The following is a 21,177-nucleotide window of genomic DNA, read 5'->3' as shown; positions in this document are numbered from 1 at the left end:
ACTTCTCTTTACCTTTCTTAAGTAAAAAGTTTAATAAAAGTTCGTCCTACAAAAATAAACTTACATTATCTAATTTATTTTTTTTGAACATCAAGCATCGAGTTTCAAAAAATACTATTACGTCTAGACCATTATCAACAACACCTATTGGGTTTTATCCCTCTTAGGTATACTAAGTAAGGGGTCTAGCGACATAAGCGTAGTTAACTTAACATAGTTTCAGCGTTTGAAAAGCCTTTATTTCACTTTTTCTTACTTTTTTTCCATTTTTTCGCATTTTTTTCTAATTTATACCAAAGAATCAACTTTTTAAGGATAAAAATTACTCTATCTTCCACTGTTCAACGGGATGTTCAAGAGCAATGGCCAACACTTCATCAATCCATTTTACAGGATGAATAACTAAATCTGCTTTAACATTTTCAGGTATTTCTTTTAAATCTCGCGCATTTTCATGAGGAATAATCACTGTTTTTATACCGCCACGATGAGCAGCTAATAACTTCTCTTTTAAACCACCAATGGCTAAAACTTCACCACGTAACGTTATTTCACCTGTCATAGCAACATCAGCTTTTACAGGATTCCCTGTTAAGCTTGATACCAATGCTGTACACATTCCTATACCAGCACTTGGGCCATCTTTTGGTGTAGCACCTTCTGGCACATGAACATGAATATCACGTTTCTCATAAAAATCATCATTAATACGAAGCTTTCCAGTTCTACTACGTACAACCGTCATAGCAGCCTGAATAGATTCTTGCATTACATCACCCAACGAACCAGTGTAAGTTAACTTACCTTTACCTGGCACAGAGGCCGTTTCTATTGTTAGAAGCTCACCACCAACTTGTGTCCATGCTAAACCAGTGACTAAACCAACACGGTTTTCATCATCAGCCTTTCCATAATCAAAACGTTGTATACCTAGATATTCATCTAAATTATCTTGATTAATAACCACTTTTTTCAGTTTTTTATCTAACAGAATAGCTTTTACAGCTTTACGACATAATTTAGAAATTTCACGTTCTAGGTTTCTAACCCCAGCTTCACGTGTGTAATAACGAATAATGCCAATAATAGCACTATCGTCAATATCAATTTCTTTATTTTTTAAACCATTTCGTTCAATCTGTTTATTAAGTAAATGACTGCGTGCGATGTTAAGTTTTTCATCTTCGGTATAGCCTGACAGACGAATTACTTCCATTCGGTCAAGTAATGGGCCAGGAATATCCATACTATTAGAGGTAGCAACAAACATCACATCAGACAGGTCATAGTCTACTTCTAAATAGTGATCATTAAAGCTAGAGTTTTGTTCTGGATCTAACACTTCTAATAATGCCGAGGCAGGATCACCACGCATGTCAGAAGCCATTTTATCAATTTCATCCAGTAAAAATAATGGGTTTTTAACGCCTACTTTAGAAATTTTTTGAATTAATTTACCCGGCAATGAACCAATATAGGTACGACGATGCCCCCGAATTTCAGCTTCATCTCTAACCCCACCTAAAGCCATACGTACATATTTTCTACCTGTTGATTTAGCAATAGATTGTCCTAGCGATGTTTTGCCCACCCCTGGAGGACCAACTAAACAAAGAATAGGTCCTTTAAGTTGACTTACACGTTGTTGTACCGCCAAATACTCTAAAATACGCTCTTTTACTTTGTCTAAACCATAATGATCTTTATCTAAAACTTCTTGTGCCAAAGCTAAGTTACGTTTCAATTTACTGCGTTTTTTCCATGGCACATTTATCATGCATTCAATATAACTGCGCACTACTGTGGCTTCTGCTGACATCGGCGACATCATTTTTAATTTTTGCAGTTCAGTTAAGGTTTTATCTTTTGCCTCTTTTGGCATTTGGGCATCATCAATTCGCTTAGCCATTTGCTCTAGCTCATCAGGTGTTTCATCACCTTCGTTAAGCTCTTTTTGAATGGCTTTCATTTGTTCATTTAAATAATACTCACGCTGGCTTTTTTCCATTTGCTTTTTAACGCGAGTACGAATTTTCTTCTCTACTTGCAGTAAGTCTATTTCACCTTCCATTAGCGCCATTAAATGTTCTAAGCGTTTTACAATATCAACTATCTCTAAAACTTTCTGCTTATCTGCTAATTTTAATGGCATGTGTGCTGCCATTGTATCGGCAAGTTGCTCAGCATCATCAATACCAGAAACAGACGTAAGTACCTCTGGTGGGATCTTTTTATTAAGCTTTACATAGCCTTCAAATTGAGAAATAGCTGAACGAATTAATACTTCGTTATCATCTTCTGGTTTATTTTCGGCAGTTAAAAAATCAATATTAGCGCTAAAGTAATCTTTTGTTTCTACAAATTTAGTTACATGCGCACGTTGTACTCCTTCGACTAAAACTTTTACTGTGCCATCAGGTAGTTTCAGCATTTGCAGAATTGTTGCAACTGTCCCAACATCATAAACATCGGCCGCTTGAGGATCATCAACAACAGCATCCTTTTGGGCAACTAAAAATACTTGCTTGTCATTTTCCATAGCAAGGTCTAAACAACGGATTGATTTTTCTCGTCCAACAAACAAAGGAATAACCATTTGCGGATAAACGACAACATCTCTTAAGGCAAGAACGGGGATTTCAACTACACTAGATAATTCTTCGGTCATGTGTATCTCTTTGGAAAGTTATGAAAATTGCTAATTAAAAACTATATGGGGATCAATAGAAAACTTACAAGCGAGAATTTTAAGTTTATAACAACAAAAGGTAAAAATGAAAAAGAGCCCTTGAGGCTCTTTTAATAATTATTGTACTAATGTCTACTCTGATGCTGCCTGTTCTTGCTGGCTATCGTAAATAATTAAAGGTTTTGATTCACCTCGAATGGTTGTTTCATCAACAACAATTTTGCTGACATTTTCCATTGATGGCAACTCATACATAGTATCAAGCAAAACAGATTCCACAATAGAACGTAGGCCACGAGCACCTGTTTTTCTATCCATCGCTTTTCTTGCAATAGCAATCAGTGCATCTTCTCGAAACTCTAATTCAACATTTTCCATATCAAACAATGCCATAAATTGCTTAGTTAACGCATTTTTAGGTTCTTGGAGAATTTGAATTAAAGCTGATTCATCTAATTCACGTAATGTTGCAAGCACAGGTAAACGACCAATAAACTCAGGAATTAAACCATATTTAACTAAATCTTCTGGTTCAACATCTTCTAAGCGTTCTGTTAACGTTATTTCTTGTTCTTTACCACGAACTTCAGCACCAAAACCAATACCTGTACCCGTATGACAACGTTGCTCAATCACCTTATCTAACCCTGCAAATGCTCCACCACAGATAAATAATATTTTAGACGTGTCAACTTGTAAAAACTCTTGTTGAGGATGCTTACGACCCCCTTGTGGCGGTACAGAAGCAACAGTACCTTCAATCAACTTCAATAAAGCTTGCTGAACACCTTCACCAGAAACATCACGCGTAATCGAAGGATTATCCGATTTACGAGAAATTTTGTCTATTTCATCGATATAAACAATACCACGTTGAGCTTTCTCAACATCATAATCACATTTTTGTAAAAGTTTTTGAATGATATTTTCAACATCTTCACCAACATAACCCGCTTCGGTTAGTGTTGTTGCATCAGCCATAGTAAAAGGTACATTAAGTAATCGGGCTAATGTTTGGGCTAATAAAGTTTTACCTGACCCTGTTGGTCCAATAAGTAATATATTACTTTTTCCAAGCTCAATACCGTTGTGAGAATCACCATTACGCAAACGTTTGTAATGATTATAAACAGCTACTGCGAGTACTTTTTTCGCATGATCTTGACCAATTACGTAATCATCTAAGCTTTCACGTATTTCAATGGGAGAAGGCAGCGCTTCTTTTTCTTCTTTTGGTGAAATTTCTTTTATTTCTTCACGAATAATGTCGTTGCATAATTCAACACATTCGTCACATACAAATACTGATGGCCCAGCAATTAACTTACGTACTTCATGTTGGCTTTTGCCACAAAATGAACAATACAGTAATTTACCATTGTCGCCGTCACCACTTTTAATATCGGTCATGCCCTACCTCAAATCTTTAATTCTGCTAATTACTACCATGTTATAAATTATAGCATAGTAGTAATTTAACCATTTTTTAAGTGATATTTAATCATTCAAACTCACTTTACAACGAATGTTAAAAATAAATTAACTGTTCCTTTGTTCTAATATGGAGTCAACTAAGCCATATTCAACTGCAGATTCTGCACTTAAGAAATTATCTCTGTCAGTATCTTGAGAAACCTTCTCAAGAGGCTGTCCTGTATGTTCAGCCATTAAACGATTTAATTTATCTTTAATGAATAAAATTTCTTTTGCATGAATTTCAAAATCAGATGCTTGACCTTGAAATCCACCTAAAGGCTGATGGATCATCACACGCGCATTAGGCAAACAATAACGTTTACCCTTTTCACCACCAGAGAGTAAAAAAGCGCCCATGCTGGCTGCTTGACCGATACAAACAGTAGAAATATTAGGTTTAATAAATTTCATTGTGTCGTAAATAGCCATGCCTGCCGTTACTGAACCGCCAGGAGAATTTATATAAAGAAAAATATCTTTATCTGGACTTTCTGATTCTAAAAATAATAATTGAGCAATAATTAAATTTGCCATGTGGTCTTCAACTTGGCCACATAGAAATATGACACGTTCTTTTAGTAACCTTGAGTAAATATCATAAGAACGTTCACCTTTAGCTGTTTGCTCTACTACCATAGGCACTAAGGCACTTTCAGGGCTTGTAGCTGAATCTTGAGGGTTTGTCTGTGAATTAAATTGAGAATTAAACAAGTGTGTTCCGTCCCTTAAATATAAAATACGTGATAGTTTTTTAATTGAGTAATAATAAGTCAAATAAAAATGGCTTGTATGAGGTATTCATACAAGCCATTAAATCTAAGCGATTGCTAAGCTTTTTTCAATAAAAAAGCGATATTACTTGCCTTCAGGGTTCATAATATCTTTAAAGCTTGTCTCTTTATTTTCTACTTTCGCTTTTTCAACTAAAAACTCAACTGCTTGTTCTTCTAATGCAACGTTTTGCATTTGTTGCATTAATTCTTTGTTGTTAGCGTAGTATTCAATAACTTCTTGTGGATCTTCATAGGCCGAAGCCGCAGTAGCAATTAACTCGTCTACTTTGTCATTATCAACTTTGAGTTCGTTAACTTTGATTACTTCACCTAATAACAAACCGATTTTGACACGACGTTCTGCTTGTTCTTTAAACATGTCATTTGGTAATTCAGGTAAGTTTTTAGGATCCATTTGTCCTTGAAAACGTTGCATAGCTTGTTGACGTAACACGTCTATTTCTTGCGCAACTAAAGCTGACGGTAACCCAACTTCATGACTCGCTAATAAACCATCAAGTACTTGATTTTTAACTTTAGCTTTAACCGCTTGAGTTAATTCACGAGCCATATTTTTACTAACTTCTTCACGTAATGCGTCAACACCACCTTCTTCAATGCCAAATAGTTTTGCAAATTCATCATCTACTTTAGGTAACACTGGGCCTTCAGTTTTATGAACAACAATATCGAATTCAGCTTCTTTACCTTTTAGGTTTTCTGCATGATAGTCATCAGGGAAAGTCACTTTAATTGTTTTCTCTTCGCCAACTTTCATGCCTGTGATTTCTTTTTCAAAACCAGGAATCATGCGACCAGCGCCAAGTTCAAGTTCAAAACCTTCAGCTTTACCACCTTCAAACTCTGCACCATCAATACGGCCAGTAAAATCAAGTGTTAATCTGTCACCTTTTTTAGTTTTACGCTTGTTTTCTTTCCATGTTTGATGCTGCTTTTGTAACGTTTCAAACATTTCATCTAAATCTGCGTCAGTTACTTCCACATCTGGACGTTCAACTACAATTTTGTCTAGATTATTTAATTCAACTTCTGGATAAACTTCAAACGTTGCTTCAAATTTTAACTCTTTACCATCTTCATTGCTTTTAGCTACAAATGATGGGCGACCCGCTGGGTTGATTTTTTCTGCAACGATGGCATCAACAAAACTACGTTGCATAATTTCACCCGCAACTTCTTGACGTACAGATTTACCATAACGCTTTTGGATCACTGATGGTGGAACTTTGCCCGGACGGAAACCGTTAATACGCTGGGTTTTACTCACTTGACGAAGACGATTTTTAACTTCAACATCTACTGTTTCGGCTGGAACAGAAATAGTCAAACGACGTTCCAAACCTTGTGTAGTCTCAACTGAAACTTGCATTTATATACCTCAAAACTTAGCGTGTTACGCTTTCTTATAATGCACTAACCTTACTTGCTTCTCTTCTATAAAAGAAGTAAAAAAAGTGCCTTGCTCATACGAACGGTTAAAATTTATGACGCGGAATTATAGCTAGACATAAAAGAAGTTGCAAGGGCAAGTTTATAGCGGGAATTATGTACTAACATAAGTGTGGATAGTAATAAAAAAAGTTATTTAACAATCACCAAAATTTCGACACTTTTATAAAATGTCTTTGTAAACTTTAATGACTAATTTTATGTTTGAAATTATCTAGATAGTAAGGGAATAACCATAAAAGAAGTGGTCGGTGATGCAAGATTCGAACTTGCGACCCCTTGGACCCAAACCAAGTGCGCTACCAAGCTGCGCTAATCACCGATTTAAAACTTCATTCTTTCGCTTCAAGGGATGAAGAAAAAAATGGGGTGGCTAAAGGGACTTGAACCCTCGACAACCGGAATCACAATCCGGGGCTCTACCAACTGAGCTATAGCCACCATAATACATTTCATACTTAATGTTAACTATGGCACGCCCTGTAGGATTCGAACCTACGACCCACGCCTTAGAAGGGCGTTGCTCTATCCAGCTGAGCTAAGGGCGCACATTACCTACAAAAGCATTCACTTTTCAATTTATACAAATGATAAACTAAAAAGTCGTCAGTGTTATAAAATTCAAACTTACGACTGAATTTGATGACACCCAAACCAATACTTGCTCTTCATTATTATCTAAGGAAGAAAAAGTACTCGGTGATACAAAATTCAAACTTGCGACTGAACTTGATGACACCCAAACCAATACTTGCTCTTTCTTATTATCTAAGGAAGAAAAAGTGGTCGGTGATGCAAGATTCGAACTTGCGACCCCTTGGACCCAAACCAAGTGCGCTACCAAGCTGCGCTAATCACCGACATATGTTAAAAACAAACCAATTAAATTAGCTGTCTTCAACGGGTGCGGATATTACCGAGTTGAACGGGTTCAGTCAAACTTTTTTTATAAAAAAAAACGTGTTCGTTTACTTTTAATGCAACTTGCTTAATTAGTGGCATCAAGAGTAACAAAAAGCCGTATATTTATATAACATAATAATAACTGTTCGTAATATAGTTGTATAAGCTATACATTCAAATTTATTCTAACTCTTCGCTATTACTAACGTAGGGTTTATGGCAAAATAGCGCTACTTCATTAGCGTATTAACTCCATTAATATATTCAAGGTTACAATATAAGTATTATGACGGCATCATTAATTGACGGCAAGGCTATTGCCAAACAACTCCGCGACTCTATTAAAGAAAAAGTTAGCTTACGTATAAGTAACGGCCAAAGAGCGCCAGGCCTAGCTGTTATTTTAGTTGGTTGCGATGCAGCCTCTCAAGTTTATGTAGGTAGCAAACGTAAAGCATGTGAAGAAGTTGGCTTTGTATCTCGTTCTTATGATTTACCAGAAACCACGACTCAAAATGAGTTATGTACTTTAATTGATGAACTAAATAATGATGATGCCATTGATGGTATTTTAGTACAACTTCCCTTACCTGCTGGTTTAGATGCTAATTTAATTATTGAGCAAATAATTCCAGAAAAAGATGTGGATGGTTTCCACCCATCAAACGTTGGTAAACTTGCCTTACGCCTTCCTGGCTTAAGACCTTGCACACCAAAAGGTATAATGACACTGATAGAGTCTACAGGTGTTAAACCTCATGGTTTAGATGCCTTAGTGGTAGGGGCATCAAATATTGTTGGTCGGCCAATGACACTTGAACTGTTGCTAGCGGGCTGCACAGTAACAACAACGCATCGATTTACAAAAGATCTCGAAAGTAAAGTTAGAAATGCCGACTTAATTGTAGTTGCTGTAGGTAAGCCAGCTTTCATTCCTGGAGAATGGATTAAAGATGGTGCAATTGTGATAGATGTGGGAATTAATCGCTTAGAATCAGGCAAGCTTATTGGCGATGTCGATTTTGATGCAGCTAAAGAAAAAGCTGCTTTTATTACACCAGTTCCTGGTGGTGTAGGGCCAATGACTGTAGCGAGTTTAATTGAAAACACCTTCATTGCGTGCGAACAATTTGGAAAATAAAAATCACCTTTATGAAAAGTGTACAAACAGGTTTGTACACTTTAAATAGATAACTTAACTATTTAGCTATTTAGCTATTTAGCTATTTTTCCGCCAGGTAGTTTTTCCTGCGCTGTCTTCTAATACAATATTCATTTCAATTAACTTGTCGCGTGCTTGATCAGCAAGAGCCCAATTTTTATCTATTCGTGCTTGGTTACGTTGCGCAATTAGTGCTTCGATAACAGCAACTTCGCCATCATCATTCTGCCCTTGTAAGAAGCTTTCAGGATCCAGTTGAAGTAAACCAAGCACACCTCCTAATGTTTTTAAGGTACCCGCAAGTTTACTTGCTTGTTCATGAGCATGTTCTTTCACTACATTCAGCTCTTTTGCAATTTCAAATAAGACGGCAATCGCTTGTGGTGTATTAAAATCATCATCCATTGCTTGACAAAATTGTTGAACATACGCAATAGATTTATCTAAAACAAAATCATCCTCTACCTTAACATTTCTCAATGCAGTATAAATACGCTCTAAGGATGCTCTTGCTTGGTTTAAATTATCGGTTGAATAATTTAATTGGCTACGGTAATGCCCAGTAGTTAAAAAGAAACGTACTGTTTCAGCATCGTATTGAGCAAGCACATCACGAATAGTGAAAAAATTCCCAAGTGATTTGGACATTTTCTCTTGATCTACTTGCACCATGCCTGTGTGCATCCAATAATTGACGTAAGGAGTATCCAGAGCGCAACAACTTTGAGCCACTTCATTTTCATGATGAGGAAATTGTAAATCTGAACCTCCTCCGTGAATATCAAAGTGATGACCAAGTTCCTTAGCATTCATGGCAGAACATTCAATATGCCAACCAGGTCTTCCCTCCCCCCAAGGTGATGACCAACTTGGTTCGCCAGGCTTTGCTGATTTCCATAAAACAAAATCAAGAGGATTATTTTTATTGTTATCCACTTCAACACGAGAGCCTACTTGTAGCTGCTCAAGGTTTTGTCCGCTCAGCTTACCATAATCAGCATAGCTAGAAACATTGAATAACACATCCCCTTGCCCAGTTAATTCGGCATTTTCACCCGCAACATAGGCATGTTTTTTTGCAACTAACTTTTCAATCATCGCAATAATTTCATTCATGTGTGTGGTTACTCGTGGTTCAAGGTTTGGACGCTCTATATTTAAAGCGTCAAAATCTTCATGCATGTAACCTATGGTACGTTCGGTTAATTGCTCTGGTGTCTCTTTATTTACAGCAGCACGATTAATAATTTTATCTTCAACATCGGTAATATTTCGCACATAATTAACCTCATATCCCGAGAAACGTAGGTACCTAGCAATATTATCAAAGCTAATATAAGTACGTGCATGCCCAATATGGCATAAATCATAAACGGTGCAACCACAAACATACAATCCTATTTTACCTGGGTTGATAGGGGTAAAAACTTCCTTTTTACGGGTTAAAGTATTGTATATCTGCAACATGAGGGTTTACGACTCCAATGAAAAATAATGATTACCAACAATAAAAATTGATTGTAACCCATGCTTCGTTTTGAATCACCATAGCAGATGCACTTTATCTCAACTTAGCGTACAATTTGGCTACTTTTTTTGTAGATGAGACCCCCTATGATTATTTTTAAAACAACCCTTGGTGATATTAAGATTGAATTAGACTTTGATAAAGCACCAATTACAGCGAAAAATTTCCAACAATATGTAGAAGAAGGTCATTATAATGGCACCATTTTTCATCGTGTAATTAAAGGATTTATGGCGCAAGGTGGTGGTTTTGCTCCTGGTTTAGAAGAAAAAGAAACCCGTGCTAGTATTCAAAACGAAGCAAACAATGGTTTAGGTAACAAACGTGGCACATTGGCAATGGCGCGTACCCAAGAACCACATTCAGCTTCTGCTCAATTCTTTATTAACTTAACAGACAATGACTTTTTAGATTTTAAAAATGAATCTGTGCAAGGTTGGGGCTACTGTGTGTTTGGTGAAGTAGTTGAAGGCATGGATGTCGTTGACAAAATGACACTTGTTGAAACAGGCAATATGTTTGGTCATGGTGATGTACCAAAAGACGATATTGTGATTGAATCAGCTATCGTTGAATAGCTATTTCCCTCTTAAATTAAGCAATATAGATTATTAATAATGCCAAACTCCCAAAAATCCGTTACTTACTTTATTGCCGATTTACATTTAGCGCAAAACAGACCTGATATTACCGCCTGTTTTTTACGTTTTTTGAAAAATGAGGCGATACAAGCGCAAACACTTTATATTCTGGGTGATTTGTTTGAGGTTTGGGTTGGTGATGATGATGACAGTGCTTATTTAGCAACTATCGCCAAAGCATTGAGAACTCTCTCAAGCTTTGGCACTACAATTTATTATATACACGGTAATCGAGATTTTTTATTAGGTAAGCGTTTTGCAAAGAAGTCTTCCATGATTTTATTACCTGAAATTGATTTAATTGATTTATACGGGCAAAACGTTGTTATTATGCATGGCGATACCCTATGCACACGCGACATTGCCTATCAAAATTTTCGAAAAAAATCGCGCTCATGGTGGTGGCAAGCTATGGTAAAAAGTCTACCACTATGGGTACGAAAAAAAATGGCGGCTAATTACCGTAAAAAAAGTGCAGCTGCTACATCGATAAAACCGCAAGACATTATGGATGTTACTGAATCTGAAGTTGTTGACTGTTTAGAAGGTTACCAAAGTCAACTATTAATACATGGCCATACTCATAGACCTGCTATTCATCATTTAACCGCTAACGGTAAAACAGCGCAACGCATAGTTTTGGGTGACTGGTATGAGCAAGGTGCTTGGTTAAAAGTAACTCCCACAAGCATGAAATTATTAAACCAACCATTAGCTCAGCCTAAATAATAATTTATGTTAAGGTTTATGCTATATATGGTGTTATACAGGTACGCCTGAATGAAACTTGAAGTCTTTATCTTCTGATAAAATCAATTCGGCTTCTACTTTTCCAAAATGCTGAACTCTTTCTGAAATATCTCCATTAGCTACTTTTTGAGCAAGTGATAAATAATCTTCATAATGTCTCGCTTCTGAACGAAGTAAAGATATGTAGAACTTATTTAATTCATCATCAAGGTATGGTGCTAATTTAGCAAAACGTTCACAAGAACGAGCTTCTATGTAAGCACCACAGATCAGTTTATCAATAAGTGTTTCAGGTTCATGAGTTTTAACATGTTTCATCATGCCTTTAGCATAGCGTCCAGCACTAATATTTTCATAGGGAATATTGCGCGCATTCATTATTTCCAACACTTGATAAAAATGATGCAACTCTTCTTTAATCAGCAATACCATTTTATCAATTAAGTCTTGCCCTATTGGAGTATTATTTTTTGGTACAATCGATTTTGAAAATTTTAACTTTGTCGCTAAATCTTCAAGCGTTCCCTCTTTTTTATATACAAATTTTTCATATGGCTCTAACCAATTTAAAAGGTTTTGACCACTTTGTTTATCTACTGCATATTTACGGATCAACCACATTCCTGTTTGCGCTGCTTTTAACTCACACACGAGATGATCCAATAAGATAATTGGTAAATTTTCAGGCTGCGCCGCTTTATCAATCCATTCTTGGGGCGTTTCACACTGCAAAAAAGACTTAATTGGGTTTAATAGTTCTTCAGTATTCATCAATCGATACAGGTAATGTTTTATGCTTATATTCTAACTGTTTAACCATTACTTTGACTACACTAGATCAATGTTTATCTATAAAAATAAACAAACACCCTATTCTAACTAACCATTATTTGAGAGAATGGTGAACTGTTTTTCACATTTTTTAATCAACTATGGATCATTCACCTCAATATAGTAAACCGTCCAACAAAGCAGTAAAACAGTTAATTGAGCAACATAAAAAACTCATTCACACAGATAACATTAAGGTAATGTCACATGTACAGCGAGAGTCGGGTGATTGGTTTATCAATACACTCATGCTTGAAAACATAAATGTGCCTTTTAAATATAAAAGAAAAAAATTATATAAAAGCTTAAAAGGGCAGCGGGTAAATATTACTTATTATCCCGATAACGAAAAAATTGCTGGTTTTGATATAGAAATAATGAAAATAGTTAGAATTAAAATTTCTTGATTAAGATATTTTAATTAAACAAATCATCTTGGATTATAAAGCAAACATTATACTTAAAAGGAATAAGTAAAATAAATCTCAACTATATTCAGTATAAAAACAAATTATTTTCATGTTTTACAGTCTATTTTTCAATCAAAGCTTGACGAATGCTCTATCATCTCCCATAAATAAGATATCGATAATAAAAATAATTATCGTTGAATGTATATTTAGCAAACAAAACTCAATTAACAAATGGCTAAATATTTTATTGGGGACTTCGCAAAGGATATTATTATGATATTAAATCACATTTGGGGTTTATACGCTCACCCAAAAGATGAATGGCAAACTATCGAGAAACAACATGAAAGTATTATGTATAGTATGGCGCATATACTTGCTATAGCATTAATCCCTACTATTTGTAGTTATTATGCTGCTGCACATATAGGTTGGACAATAGGGGTTGGTGAACCTATTATGATTAGCCAAAACAGTGCGCAACTAATGGCTATTGCCATGTACTTTGCTTTAGTGATTGGCGTTTTTGCCCTAGCCTACTTAATTCAATGGATGGCAAAAACATTTGATTCAAATCCAAGCTATATTCAATCTCTTGAATTAGCAGCATATACTGCAACACCAATGTTTATGGTTGGTATCGCTGCATTATTCCCTGTACTTTGGTTTGTTGCCTTAGTAGGTCTTGTTGGGGTTAGTTACTCAATATACTTATTATATTCTGGCGTACCTATTATGATGAACATTCCTGAAGATAAAGGGTTTATCTACTCAAGTTCAGTAGTGACTTGCGGTTTAGTGTTATTAGTAGGTATTATGGCTTTCAGTGCTGTAATGTGGACTATGGGTTTTGGCCCTGAATATGTTCACTAGTTGTCTTGGTAGGTAAGTACTAGGTAAATTCATTAACAAGTAGCGAGTAACTTATCAAAGTTTACTCGCTATTTTTATCAATTGAAGCATTAGCTATTGTTTATTCTGCACCTTCATTATGCATATCAATAACAGAGTCAGCATTCTTATCAGAAGACTCTTTACTACTATTATTTCTAAGCGCATGAAGCTTTTCTAAATAGGTGTTATCAATGTCATTGGTAACATAAATCCCATCAAAAACTGACGTATCAAAACGTTGTATTTCAGGGTTACCAATTCTAATTGCAGCCACTAAATCTTCAATTGACTGAAAGATTAATTTATCTGCGCCAATTAAATCACACACATCATCAACATCACGCCCATGAGCAATTAACTCGTTTGCACTTGGCATATCAATACCATAAACATTAGGGAAACGAATCTCAGGTGCCGCAGAAGCAAAATACACTTTTTTAGCCCCAGAAGCTCTTGCCATTTCAATGATTTGCTCTGAGGTTGTACCACGAACAACAGAATCATCGACAAGTAAAACATTTTTTCCTTTAAATTCTGCACTAATGGCATTCAATTTTTGGCGAACAGATTTTTTACGTTGCTCTTGCCCTGGCATGATAAAAGTACGCCCTATATAGCGATTTTTTACAAAGCCTTGACGATAAGGTAAATCTAATTGTTTAGCTATTTGTAATGCAATATCACACGATGTTTCGGGAATAGGGATAACCACATCAATATCGATATCATCCCACTCTTTCGCAATTTTCTCACCTAATTTAGTACCCATTTCAACCCGAGCAGCATAAACAGAAATTTTATCAATGGTTGAGTCTGGTCTAGCAAAATATACATATTCGAAAATACACGGGCTATATACAGGATTTTTAGAACATTGATGGCTATGAATTTGCCCATTTTCTGAGAAGAAGATAGCTTCTCCTGGTGCGACATCTCGAACAAATTTAAATGAACAAGCATCAAGCGCAACCGATTCAGAAGCGATCATGTATTCAACACCATTTTCTGTTTCACGTTTACCAAAAACTAATGGTCTAATACCATTTGGATCACGAAATGCTACCATGCCATAACCTATAATTAAAGCAACGGTGGCATAAGCTCCTCGCACACGTTCATGTACATTAGAAACAGCAGTAAAAATATCATCTGGTGTTAATTTGATATTATCACTTTGTTGTAATTCATGACCCAAAATATTTAATAATAATTCTGAGTCTGATGTAGTATTAACATGACGGCGAGCTTTGGTATTTAACCAATATTTTAGCTCTTCTGCATTTGTTAAATTACCGTTATGGGCTAACGATATACCATAAGGTGAGTTAGCATAAAAGGGCTGAGCCTCTGATGAACTTGAAGTACCAGCTGTAGGATAACGTACATGACCAATACCAATATTGCCTTGCAAGCGCATCATATGACGCGTATGAAAAACATCTTTAACTAAACCATTTCCTTTTCTAAGACGAAAGGTATCGTCATGAATAGTCACAATACCAGCAGCATCTTGTCCGCGATGCTGTAAAACTGTTAACCCGTCATACAAATATTGATTAACCGCAGTTTTACCAACAATACCAACAATACCACACATGAATTTTTCTCCGCTTGAACTTAGTAAATAATGTTAATTGTTATCACTAAGTTAGAAAACTTGATGATTGCTTAAGATACTCAAAGAACCATTCCACAACCAAAGTAAATTCTGGTATAAGTTGTGAATTTTTCCACCAATCACTTGTATTAACCCCTGCAAAGGCATCCATAAAGAATAACAAAGCAGCAACAATTAACACCCCACGTAATGCGCCAAATACTAAACCTAAAACACGATCTGTACCTGACAATCCTGTTTTACTTACTAGTTGCCCAATAAGGTAGCTAACTAAAGCGCCCATAATTAACGTAGAAATAAATAAAATTGCTGTTGCCGCGGCATTACGCAAGAATTGATCTGAAATATTGGTAAGAAGGTTGGCTAAATTTCCATAAAAAGTACTGGCAATAAAAAAGGCACTGATCCAAATAGTTAATGATAAAGCTTCTTTTACAAAGCCTCGCACTAAGCTAATTAGTGTTGATAACCCTATTACTGTCAAAATGGCGTAATCTATCCAAACCATAATTTAAGTTTCTCATTGATTAGAGGCGCGCATTCTACCAGAATCAAAATACAAATGCCTAACTTTTTTGATTTCAGCGCACTTATTTACCTGAATAAAAGCGGGCGATCTTTCCTTGCACATTTGTTAACTCTTTCAACGCTGGCAGCTTACCAGACAAAGAGGTTTTATTTAATTCAGGTCCAATAAAAACTTTAGTTAACGTACCTTTTTTAGTTTGTATAGGTTTTGTGAAAACGGTATAACCATTTTTTTTCAGTTTATCAACCAGTTCAGCAACATTAGTTTTATGCCTGAAACTTCCCAGCTGAATAACCCAAGCTTCTTTATTGACTGCTTCGTTTGGTTGCTGCCCTAAATCTGGTTTTTCTATTGCTGAGCTAGCTTTAGCGATTGAAGTGCCATTGCTTGTTATTGGTTTTGCTTTAGTCGCTGGTGTTACTTTAGTTTCACTTGACGTTTGACTGTTTTCATTAGTCAAATCTGGCGTGCTTTCTTCATTTGGCAACTTAGTTTTTTTGAGCAACTGTTCATCTTTGGCTGTTTCATTAAAAATTGTCGCTTCTTCTTTCAACACTAACTTTTCTTCTGGAAATGTTTTGTTCGTTAACTTTCCCGTAAAGGTTGGCGCTTTTGGAATGGCATCGAAGTCAGCTTGATTTGAGTTTTTTTTACCATCAAGTATATCAGGCAGAAAAATAATAATTGCTGCAGCGACAATAATAGTACCAACAAGACGATTTTGAAACGGTGTAGACAAACGATACTCCAAGTAATTTAAACAAGAAATTAAATTATAAGCTGTCTGATTTCGGCAACGGTATAAAATGAACCAAAAACAAGAATTAAATCAGTTGACTCAGCTTTAAGATTAGCCATTTTAAATGCCTGAGTTATATTGTCAAAACAATTGATGGATTTAGTAAAACTAGATAATTGAGTTACCATTTGTTCAGATGAGGCGGTTCTAAGGACTGATAATGAAGCGACATGCCAATCATCGATAATTCCTTGAAAAGGCAATAATGTATTAGCAATATCTTTATCTGCTAACATACCAACAACTGCAATTATGCGTTGATACTGATTTTGAGATTTAAATTGAGTTAACTTTGCGGCTAAATATCTTCCTGCATGCGGGTTGTGCCCGACATCAAGCATAACATCACTGTTTAGTTTATATGTTATAATCTCATGGTCATCAAGAGCACTTTTATTAAATACAGGCGTTTTAAACAACTCGGTTCGGCCAGCTACCTGCGTTTGGTTAATCAGTGCATTCACTTTCTTTGATGTTAGCTTTATACCAAGCTGCTTTAACACCATCAACGCAGTAACAACATTGTCTTGAGGAATTTTTGTATTGTTCAGATCATTCAAACAAAACTCAATTTCATGACCTTCACTATCAAATTCTTTATACAGCCATTGCCAATTTGATGAGCATTGACTGTGAGAGGATGTTGGTAAAATGTTGAAAAAATCTCTATTTCTCACTTTTATCTTTTTATATGCTGCGGCTTGATTATTATATTCTTGTTCATCATTAACCTTATTAGCATAATTTAACACTGATTGCGGTGCATTAGGATCACCAATGATAATATGTTGATTTCCTCGCATAATACCTGCTTTTTCAAAGCCAATTGTTTCTCGATCATTTCCTAAAAAGGCTTGATGATCAATATCCACGGTTGTAACAACGGCAACATCAGCATCAATAATATTGGTGGCATCGAGACGTCCGCCTAAACCTACTTCCAAAATAATAACTTCTGGCTTAACTGCCATTAGCACTAGAAAAGCAGCTAAGGTAGTATATTCATAATAGCTAAGTGAAATATCAGCTCTTGCAATTTCTATTTCTTTAAATGCCTTAATAAGTGATTGATCATCAACATTACACTTATTAATACGTAACCGTTCGTTAAAGTGCTCAATATGTGGTGACGAATATACTGCTACACTTTGAGTTAAAGCGCACTCTTCTTCATCAATACTCAAATCACTTGGGGCTGGTTCACCAAGCAAGGCATTTTCTAAAAAAGCACAGGTTGTACCTTTACCATTAGTGCCTGCAACCGTAATAACACGCGCAAAACTAAAATCAATAGATAAGCGTTTAGCTACCTGACTTATACGTGATAGGCCAAGATCTATTTCGGTAGTATGAATGGTTTCTAAATAATAAAGCCATTCATTAAGACTTTTAAAATCTTTAGAATGGCTTTCATTGTGTTTTAACATAGGTTGTACTTGTCTCGAGTTTATAAAGGACTATCTTGCCCCATAAATTTGGCTAACATACGTGCTAAAGTTTCTCGCATATTTCGACGATCTACAATCATGTCAATCGCACCTTTTTCAAGTAAAAACTCACTTCGCTGGAAGCCTTCTGGCAATTTTTCACGTACCGTTTGCTCAATAACTCGAGGGCCAGCAAAGCCAATTAGTGCTTTAGGTTCGGCAACATTAATATCACCCAACATGGCAAGACTGGCTGAAACGCCACCCATTGTAGGATCAGTTAACACTGACACATAAGGAAGGCCTTTTTCACTCATTTTCGCTAATGCTGCACTCGTTTTTGCCATTTGCATTAATGAGAATAACGCCTCTTGCATACGCGCGCCACCACTAGCAGAAAAACAAATAAACGGAACATTATGCTCTAAACAATACTCAACACCTTTAACAAAACGGGCACCAACTACAGACGCCATAGAACCACCTAAAAATGAAAATTCGAATGCTGCTGCAACGACAGGCATACCATGTAATTCACCTTTCATCACTACTAAAGCATCTTTTTCACCAGTGCTTTTGCGGGCAGCACTGAGTCTATCTTTATAACGTTTAGAGTCTTTAAATTTTAAGATATCTTGTGCTTCAAATTCTTCACCTAGCTCTTGTCGGTTATCTTGGTCAAGAAAACTGTCAATGCGTTTACGCGCACTAATGCGCATATGATGATCGCATTTTGGACAGACAGAAATTTGTCTATCTAACTCAACTTTATACAATACCGCATTACATGAAGTACATTTACTCCAAACACCTTCAGGAATATTGCGTTTTTGGGTAGATTTTGCTTTTGGGAGAATTTTTTCAATCCAGCTCATAATTTTATTTTTGCCTATTGCAACGAATATAAATAGATTTTTTGTTGAGAATGAAATAACAAATAATCAAATTGAATGTGATAACAAATATAACCGAGAATTAAAACACACTTTATCCCATATTTTATATAAAAACAGGTCTGCTTTGTTAATTATTTTCAAGAATTATATTATTAAGTTAAAAAAAGTGGTCCAAATGGTCTTTTAGGAAGCGCATATTGCTCAGGGTAATCAACTTCAACAAAATATAAACCTTCTGGTGGTGCTGTCATACCCGCCATGCAACGATTTTTAAGCTCAAGTACTTCTCTGATCCATAGTGTGCTTTCTTGAGATTGCCCAACACGCATTAAACTACCAACAATATTGCGTACCATATGATGTAAAAAAGCATTCGCTTTTATATCCACTATAATATATTCACCACGGCGTGTTATGTCACAGTGTTGTATAGTTCTAACGGGAGAGTGTGATTGACAATGAACAGTACGAAAGCTAGTAAAATCATGCTTCCCTACTAGGTGTTGTGCGCCTTGATGCATTAAATGTTCATCTAAAGGATAATGACAATGACTAATACCATAATTAAGAATCGCTGGCCGTAATCTATTATTGTAAATAATATAGCGATACCGTCTAGCAGTGGCACTAAAACGGGCATGAAATTCATCATCAACCGCATTTACCCAAGTTACCGCTATGTCCTTAGGTAAATGGGTATTTACACCTAAGGTCCAAGCGACATCTTTTCTTATTTTAGAGGTATCAAAATGAACAACTTGATTAGTCGCATTAACACCAGTATCAGTTCGACCAGCACAAATTACTTCAATAGGTTCATCTGCAACTTTTGATAGCGCTTGTTCAAGCTTTTGTTGCACGCTAACAACACTTTTTTGCCTTTGCCAGCCACAATAATTTTTACCATCGTATTCGATGCCTAACGCATAACGCATGCTAACCTCTTAAAACACCACTTTAGTCAGAGAGGCGCATTATCTATTATTTCATAGTGTTAAGGCAATGCTATTAAGGTGATAATTACAAGTCTTTTAGTAGCTTCTCAGCTTCTGCTTGTTGATGAGCATCGCCTAACTTAATAACTTCTTTTAAAATAACCTCGGCATTATCTTCATCACCTATTTCAAGATAAACTTTAGCTAAATCTAACTTTGCAGCAATGCCATTTTCATCAAGATCAACATCAATAGGATTAATATCTTTAGTAAATTCTGGGAACTCATTTAAACCGACATCAATATTAGCTTTGTTATATGGTTCACCAAAACTTACCTCATCTTGACTCGCTGTCAGTAGGGAGTCAACTGAAACAAACTCTGTACCATTATCCTTATTCTGCTCACCAAAGCTATTAGAAGTGTTTGCCGCGGCATTAAAATTATCAAAGTCGTCTAAAGTAAAATCATCAACAGTCTCCGTTGTTTGATTAAAGTTTGCAGCCTTGTTAGCAACACTCGACTCTTCTTCTATGTTTGCTAAAAGTTCATCAAAATTTAAGTTGTCTAGCTCTTGAATATCATTAATTTCATTGGCTTCTGATATTTCTTCATTACGGTATTCATCATCATTGAGCAAGCCAGCAAGAACATTTTGGTCAGAAAAGTCAGGAGATAATTCCGTTGGTTGTTCAGCCTCATTTCCCTCTTCATCTTCATTCAACAGTTTTGCTAACGCTGCTTCATCAAAAGCACCTGAGAGTAAATCGTCACCTATATCAAGTTCTTCTTCAATAGCATTTTCATTTGACTGCTCAGCCTCAGCAATAAGTTCGTCAATATCAAACTCTTCATTTTCAATTTCATTTATTAGCTCATCGTTCGTTGACTCTTTTTCGGGAGATTTCGCTAAAATATCACTAAAATCTGTTGATAATAGTGGTGCAATATACGCTTCAGTTAAGCTTTCTATTTTCTCTCGGTTTTCATTAATCGCAGAGAGACTATCTGCTTCACTATTCTCTGTTTCTGAAGTATCAACAAGATCCTTAGCACTTGCTATCTCATTAATATTATCAGGAACATCTATATTCATTGACTCTAATAAAGCATCAATGTCATCGGGATCGGTTATTTCAGTGTCGCTATTTTCATCAGCAGCAATCTCTTCTGCTGGAGGCGTATCTTGGGCATTTGCTTGAATATTATCTTGAGCATTCTCTTGAACCTTCTCTTGCTCATTATCAGGTTGTGTGTCTTTCTCTACTGGTGAATCATTAACATTCATGGAGTCGAGTAAGGCATCAATATCATCAGGATCAGTTATTTCAGTGTCGCTATTTTCATCAGCAGCAATCTCTTCTGCTGGAGGCGTATCTTGGGCATTTGCTTGAATATTATCTTGAGCATTCTCTTGAACCTTCTCTTGCTCATTATCAGGTT

General features: G+C 35.9%; 18 protein-coding genes and 4 tRNA genes. 5 read left to right on the top strand and 17 right to left on the bottom strand.

The window, feature by feature from the left end; all coding sequences use genetic code 11:
* Positions 1–322: 322 nt before the first annotated feature.
* The 8 genes from lon to ACE1OF_RS11085 all read right to left on the bottom strand — a co-directional run bounded on the left by lon (position 323) and on the right by ACE1OF_RS11085 (position 7,268).
* A complete protein-coding gene (gene lon / locus ACE1OF_RS11120) occupies positions 323–2,668 on the bottom strand; it encodes an endopeptidase La (RefSeq protein ID WP_448894515.1) in 2,346 nt (781 codons plus the stop codon).
* A 153-nt stretch (positions 2,669–2,821) separates the two neighbouring features.
* Entirely contained in the window at positions 2,822–4,099 is a 1,278-nt protein-coding gene (gene clpX / locus ACE1OF_RS11115; RefSeq protein WP_448894514.1) for an ATP-dependent protease ATP-binding subunit ClpX, read from the bottom strand.
* A gap of 129 nt (positions 4,100–4,228) precedes the next feature.
* Positions 4,229–4,876, bottom strand: a complete 648-nt coding sequence (gene clpP, locus ACE1OF_RS11110) for an ATP-dependent Clp endopeptidase proteolytic subunit ClpP (RefSeq protein WP_448894513.1) — start codon at positions 4,874–4,876, stop codon at positions 4,229–4,231.
* A 144-nt stretch (positions 4,877–5,020) separates the two neighbouring features.
* Positions 5,021–6,328, bottom strand: a complete 1,308-nt coding sequence (gene tig / locus ACE1OF_RS11105; RefSeq protein WP_448894512.1) for a trigger factor — start codon at positions 6,326–6,328, stop codon at positions 5,021–5,023.
* A gap of 325 nt (positions 6,329–6,653) precedes the next feature.
* Positions 6,654–6,730: transfer RNA gene (locus tag ACE1OF_RS11100), tRNA-Pro, on the bottom strand.
* Positions 6,731–6,773: 43 nt separating this feature from the next.
* A tRNA-His gene (locus ACE1OF_RS11095) sits at positions 6,774–6,849 on the bottom strand.
* Positions 6,850–6,879: 30 nt separating this feature from the next.
* Positions 6,880–6,956 (bottom strand) — tRNA-Arg (locus ACE1OF_RS11090).
* A gap of 235 nt (positions 6,957–7,191) precedes the next feature.
* Positions 7,192–7,268 (bottom strand) — tRNA-Pro (locus tag ACE1OF_RS11085).
* Positions 7,269–7,597: 329 nt separating this feature from the next.
* Between ACE1OF_RS11085 and folD the strand changes: the two genes are divergently transcribed.
* Positions 7,598–8,452 carry a bifunctional methylenetetrahydrofolate dehydrogenase/methenyltetrahydrofolate cyclohydrolase FolD gene (gene folD / locus ACE1OF_RS11080; protein WP_448894511.1) on the top strand — a complete coding sequence of 285 codons (855 nt, stop codon included), beginning with the start codon at positions 7,598–7,600 and terminating at the stop codon, positions 8,450–8,452.
* 78 nt (positions 8,453–8,530) lie between these two features.
* Here the strand turns inward: folD and cysS are convergent, their stop codons facing one another.
* Positions 8,531–9,940, bottom strand: coding sequence for a cysteine--tRNA ligase (gene cysS / locus ACE1OF_RS11075; RefSeq protein WP_448894510.1), 1,410 nt, complete (start codon positions 9,938–9,940; stop codon positions 8,531–8,533).
* Positions 9,941–10,087: 147 nt separating this feature from the next.
* Here cysS and ACE1OF_RS11070 point away from each other — a divergent pair, with 147 nt between their 5' ends.
* Both ACE1OF_RS11070 and lpxH read left to right on the top strand, forming a co-directional pair.
* Complete coding sequence (locus tag ACE1OF_RS11070) at positions 10,088–10,579, top strand: peptidylprolyl isomerase (protein ID WP_448894509.1); 492 nt, start codon at positions 10,088–10,090, stop codon at positions 10,577–10,579.
* A 39-nt stretch (positions 10,580–10,618) separates the two neighbouring features.
* Positions 10,619–11,371: a UDP-2,3-diacylglucosamine diphosphatase gene (gene lpxH, locus ACE1OF_RS11065; protein WP_448894508.1), complete on the top strand. Its 753-nt coding sequence runs from the start codon at positions 10,619–10,621 to the stop codon at positions 11,369–11,371.
* Positions 11,372–11,404: 33 nt separating this feature from the next.
* Here lpxH and miaE read toward each other — a convergent pair whose 3' ends face one another.
* Entirely contained in the window at positions 11,405–12,163 is a 759-nt protein-coding gene (gene miaE, locus ACE1OF_RS11060) for a tRNA isopentenyl-2-thiomethyl-A-37 hydroxylase MiaE (protein ID WP_448894507.1), read from the bottom strand.
* Between the two features lie 161 nt (positions 12,164–12,324).
* On the opposite strand from miaE, the gene ACE1OF_RS11055 reads away from it, so the two are divergent.
* Positions 12,325–12,630, top strand: a complete 306-nt coding sequence (locus ACE1OF_RS11055) for a hypothetical protein (protein WP_448894505.1) — start codon at positions 12,325–12,327, stop codon at positions 12,628–12,630.
* Positions 12,631–12,909: 279 nt separating this feature from the next.
* Complete coding sequence (locus ACE1OF_RS11050; protein WP_448894504.1) at positions 12,910–13,509, top strand: Yip1 family protein; 600 nt, start codon at positions 12,910–12,912, stop codon at positions 13,507–13,509.
* A gap of 100 nt (positions 13,510–13,609) precedes the next feature.
* Here the strand turns inward: ACE1OF_RS11050 and purF are convergent, their stop codons facing one another.
* The 7 genes from purF to ACE1OF_RS11015 all read right to left on the bottom strand — a co-directional run.
* A complete protein-coding gene (gene purF / locus ACE1OF_RS11045; protein WP_448894503.1) occupies positions 13,610–15,127 on the bottom strand; it encodes an amidophosphoribosyltransferase in 1,518 nt (505 codons plus the stop codon).
* A 46-nt stretch (positions 15,128–15,173) separates the two neighbouring features.
* Positions 15,174–15,656, bottom strand: a complete 483-nt coding sequence (locus tag ACE1OF_RS11040) for a CvpA family protein (RefSeq protein WP_448894502.1) — start codon at positions 15,654–15,656, stop codon at positions 15,174–15,176.
* Between the two features lie 82 nt (positions 15,657–15,738).
* Positions 15,739–16,416, bottom strand: coding sequence for an SPOR domain-containing protein (locus tag ACE1OF_RS11035; protein ID WP_448894501.1), 678 nt, complete (start codon positions 16,414–16,416; stop codon positions 15,739–15,741).
* A 29-nt stretch (positions 16,417–16,445) separates the two neighbouring features.
* Entirely contained in the window at positions 16,446–17,903 is a 1,458-nt protein-coding gene (locus tag ACE1OF_RS11030; RefSeq protein ID WP_448894499.1) for a glutamate ligase domain-containing protein, read from the bottom strand.
* Positions 17,904–17,923: 20 nt separating this feature from the next.
* Entirely contained in the window at positions 17,924–18,778 is an 855-nt protein-coding gene (gene accD, locus ACE1OF_RS11025; protein WP_448894498.1) for an acetyl-CoA carboxylase, carboxyltransferase subunit beta, read from the bottom strand.
* Between the two features lie 173 nt (positions 18,779–18,951).
* Positions 18,952–19,734 (bottom strand): tRNA pseudouridine(38-40) synthase TruA, encoded by a 783-nt coding sequence (truA, locus tag ACE1OF_RS11020; RefSeq protein ID WP_448894497.1) that lies wholly within the window; start codon positions 19,732–19,734, stop codon positions 18,952–18,954.
* Between the two features lie 85 nt (positions 19,735–19,819).
* Positions 19,820–21,177, bottom strand: a 1,358-nt coding sequence (locus ACE1OF_RS11015; protein ID WP_448894496.1) for a FimV/HubP family polar landmark protein, incomplete at its 5' end; no start/stop codon positions are given.

This window comes from Colwellia sp. E150_009, assembly GCF_053543955.1.
Note: the sequence above shows the minus strand (reverse complement) of the source record. Positions and strands in the feature narration are given on the sequence as shown.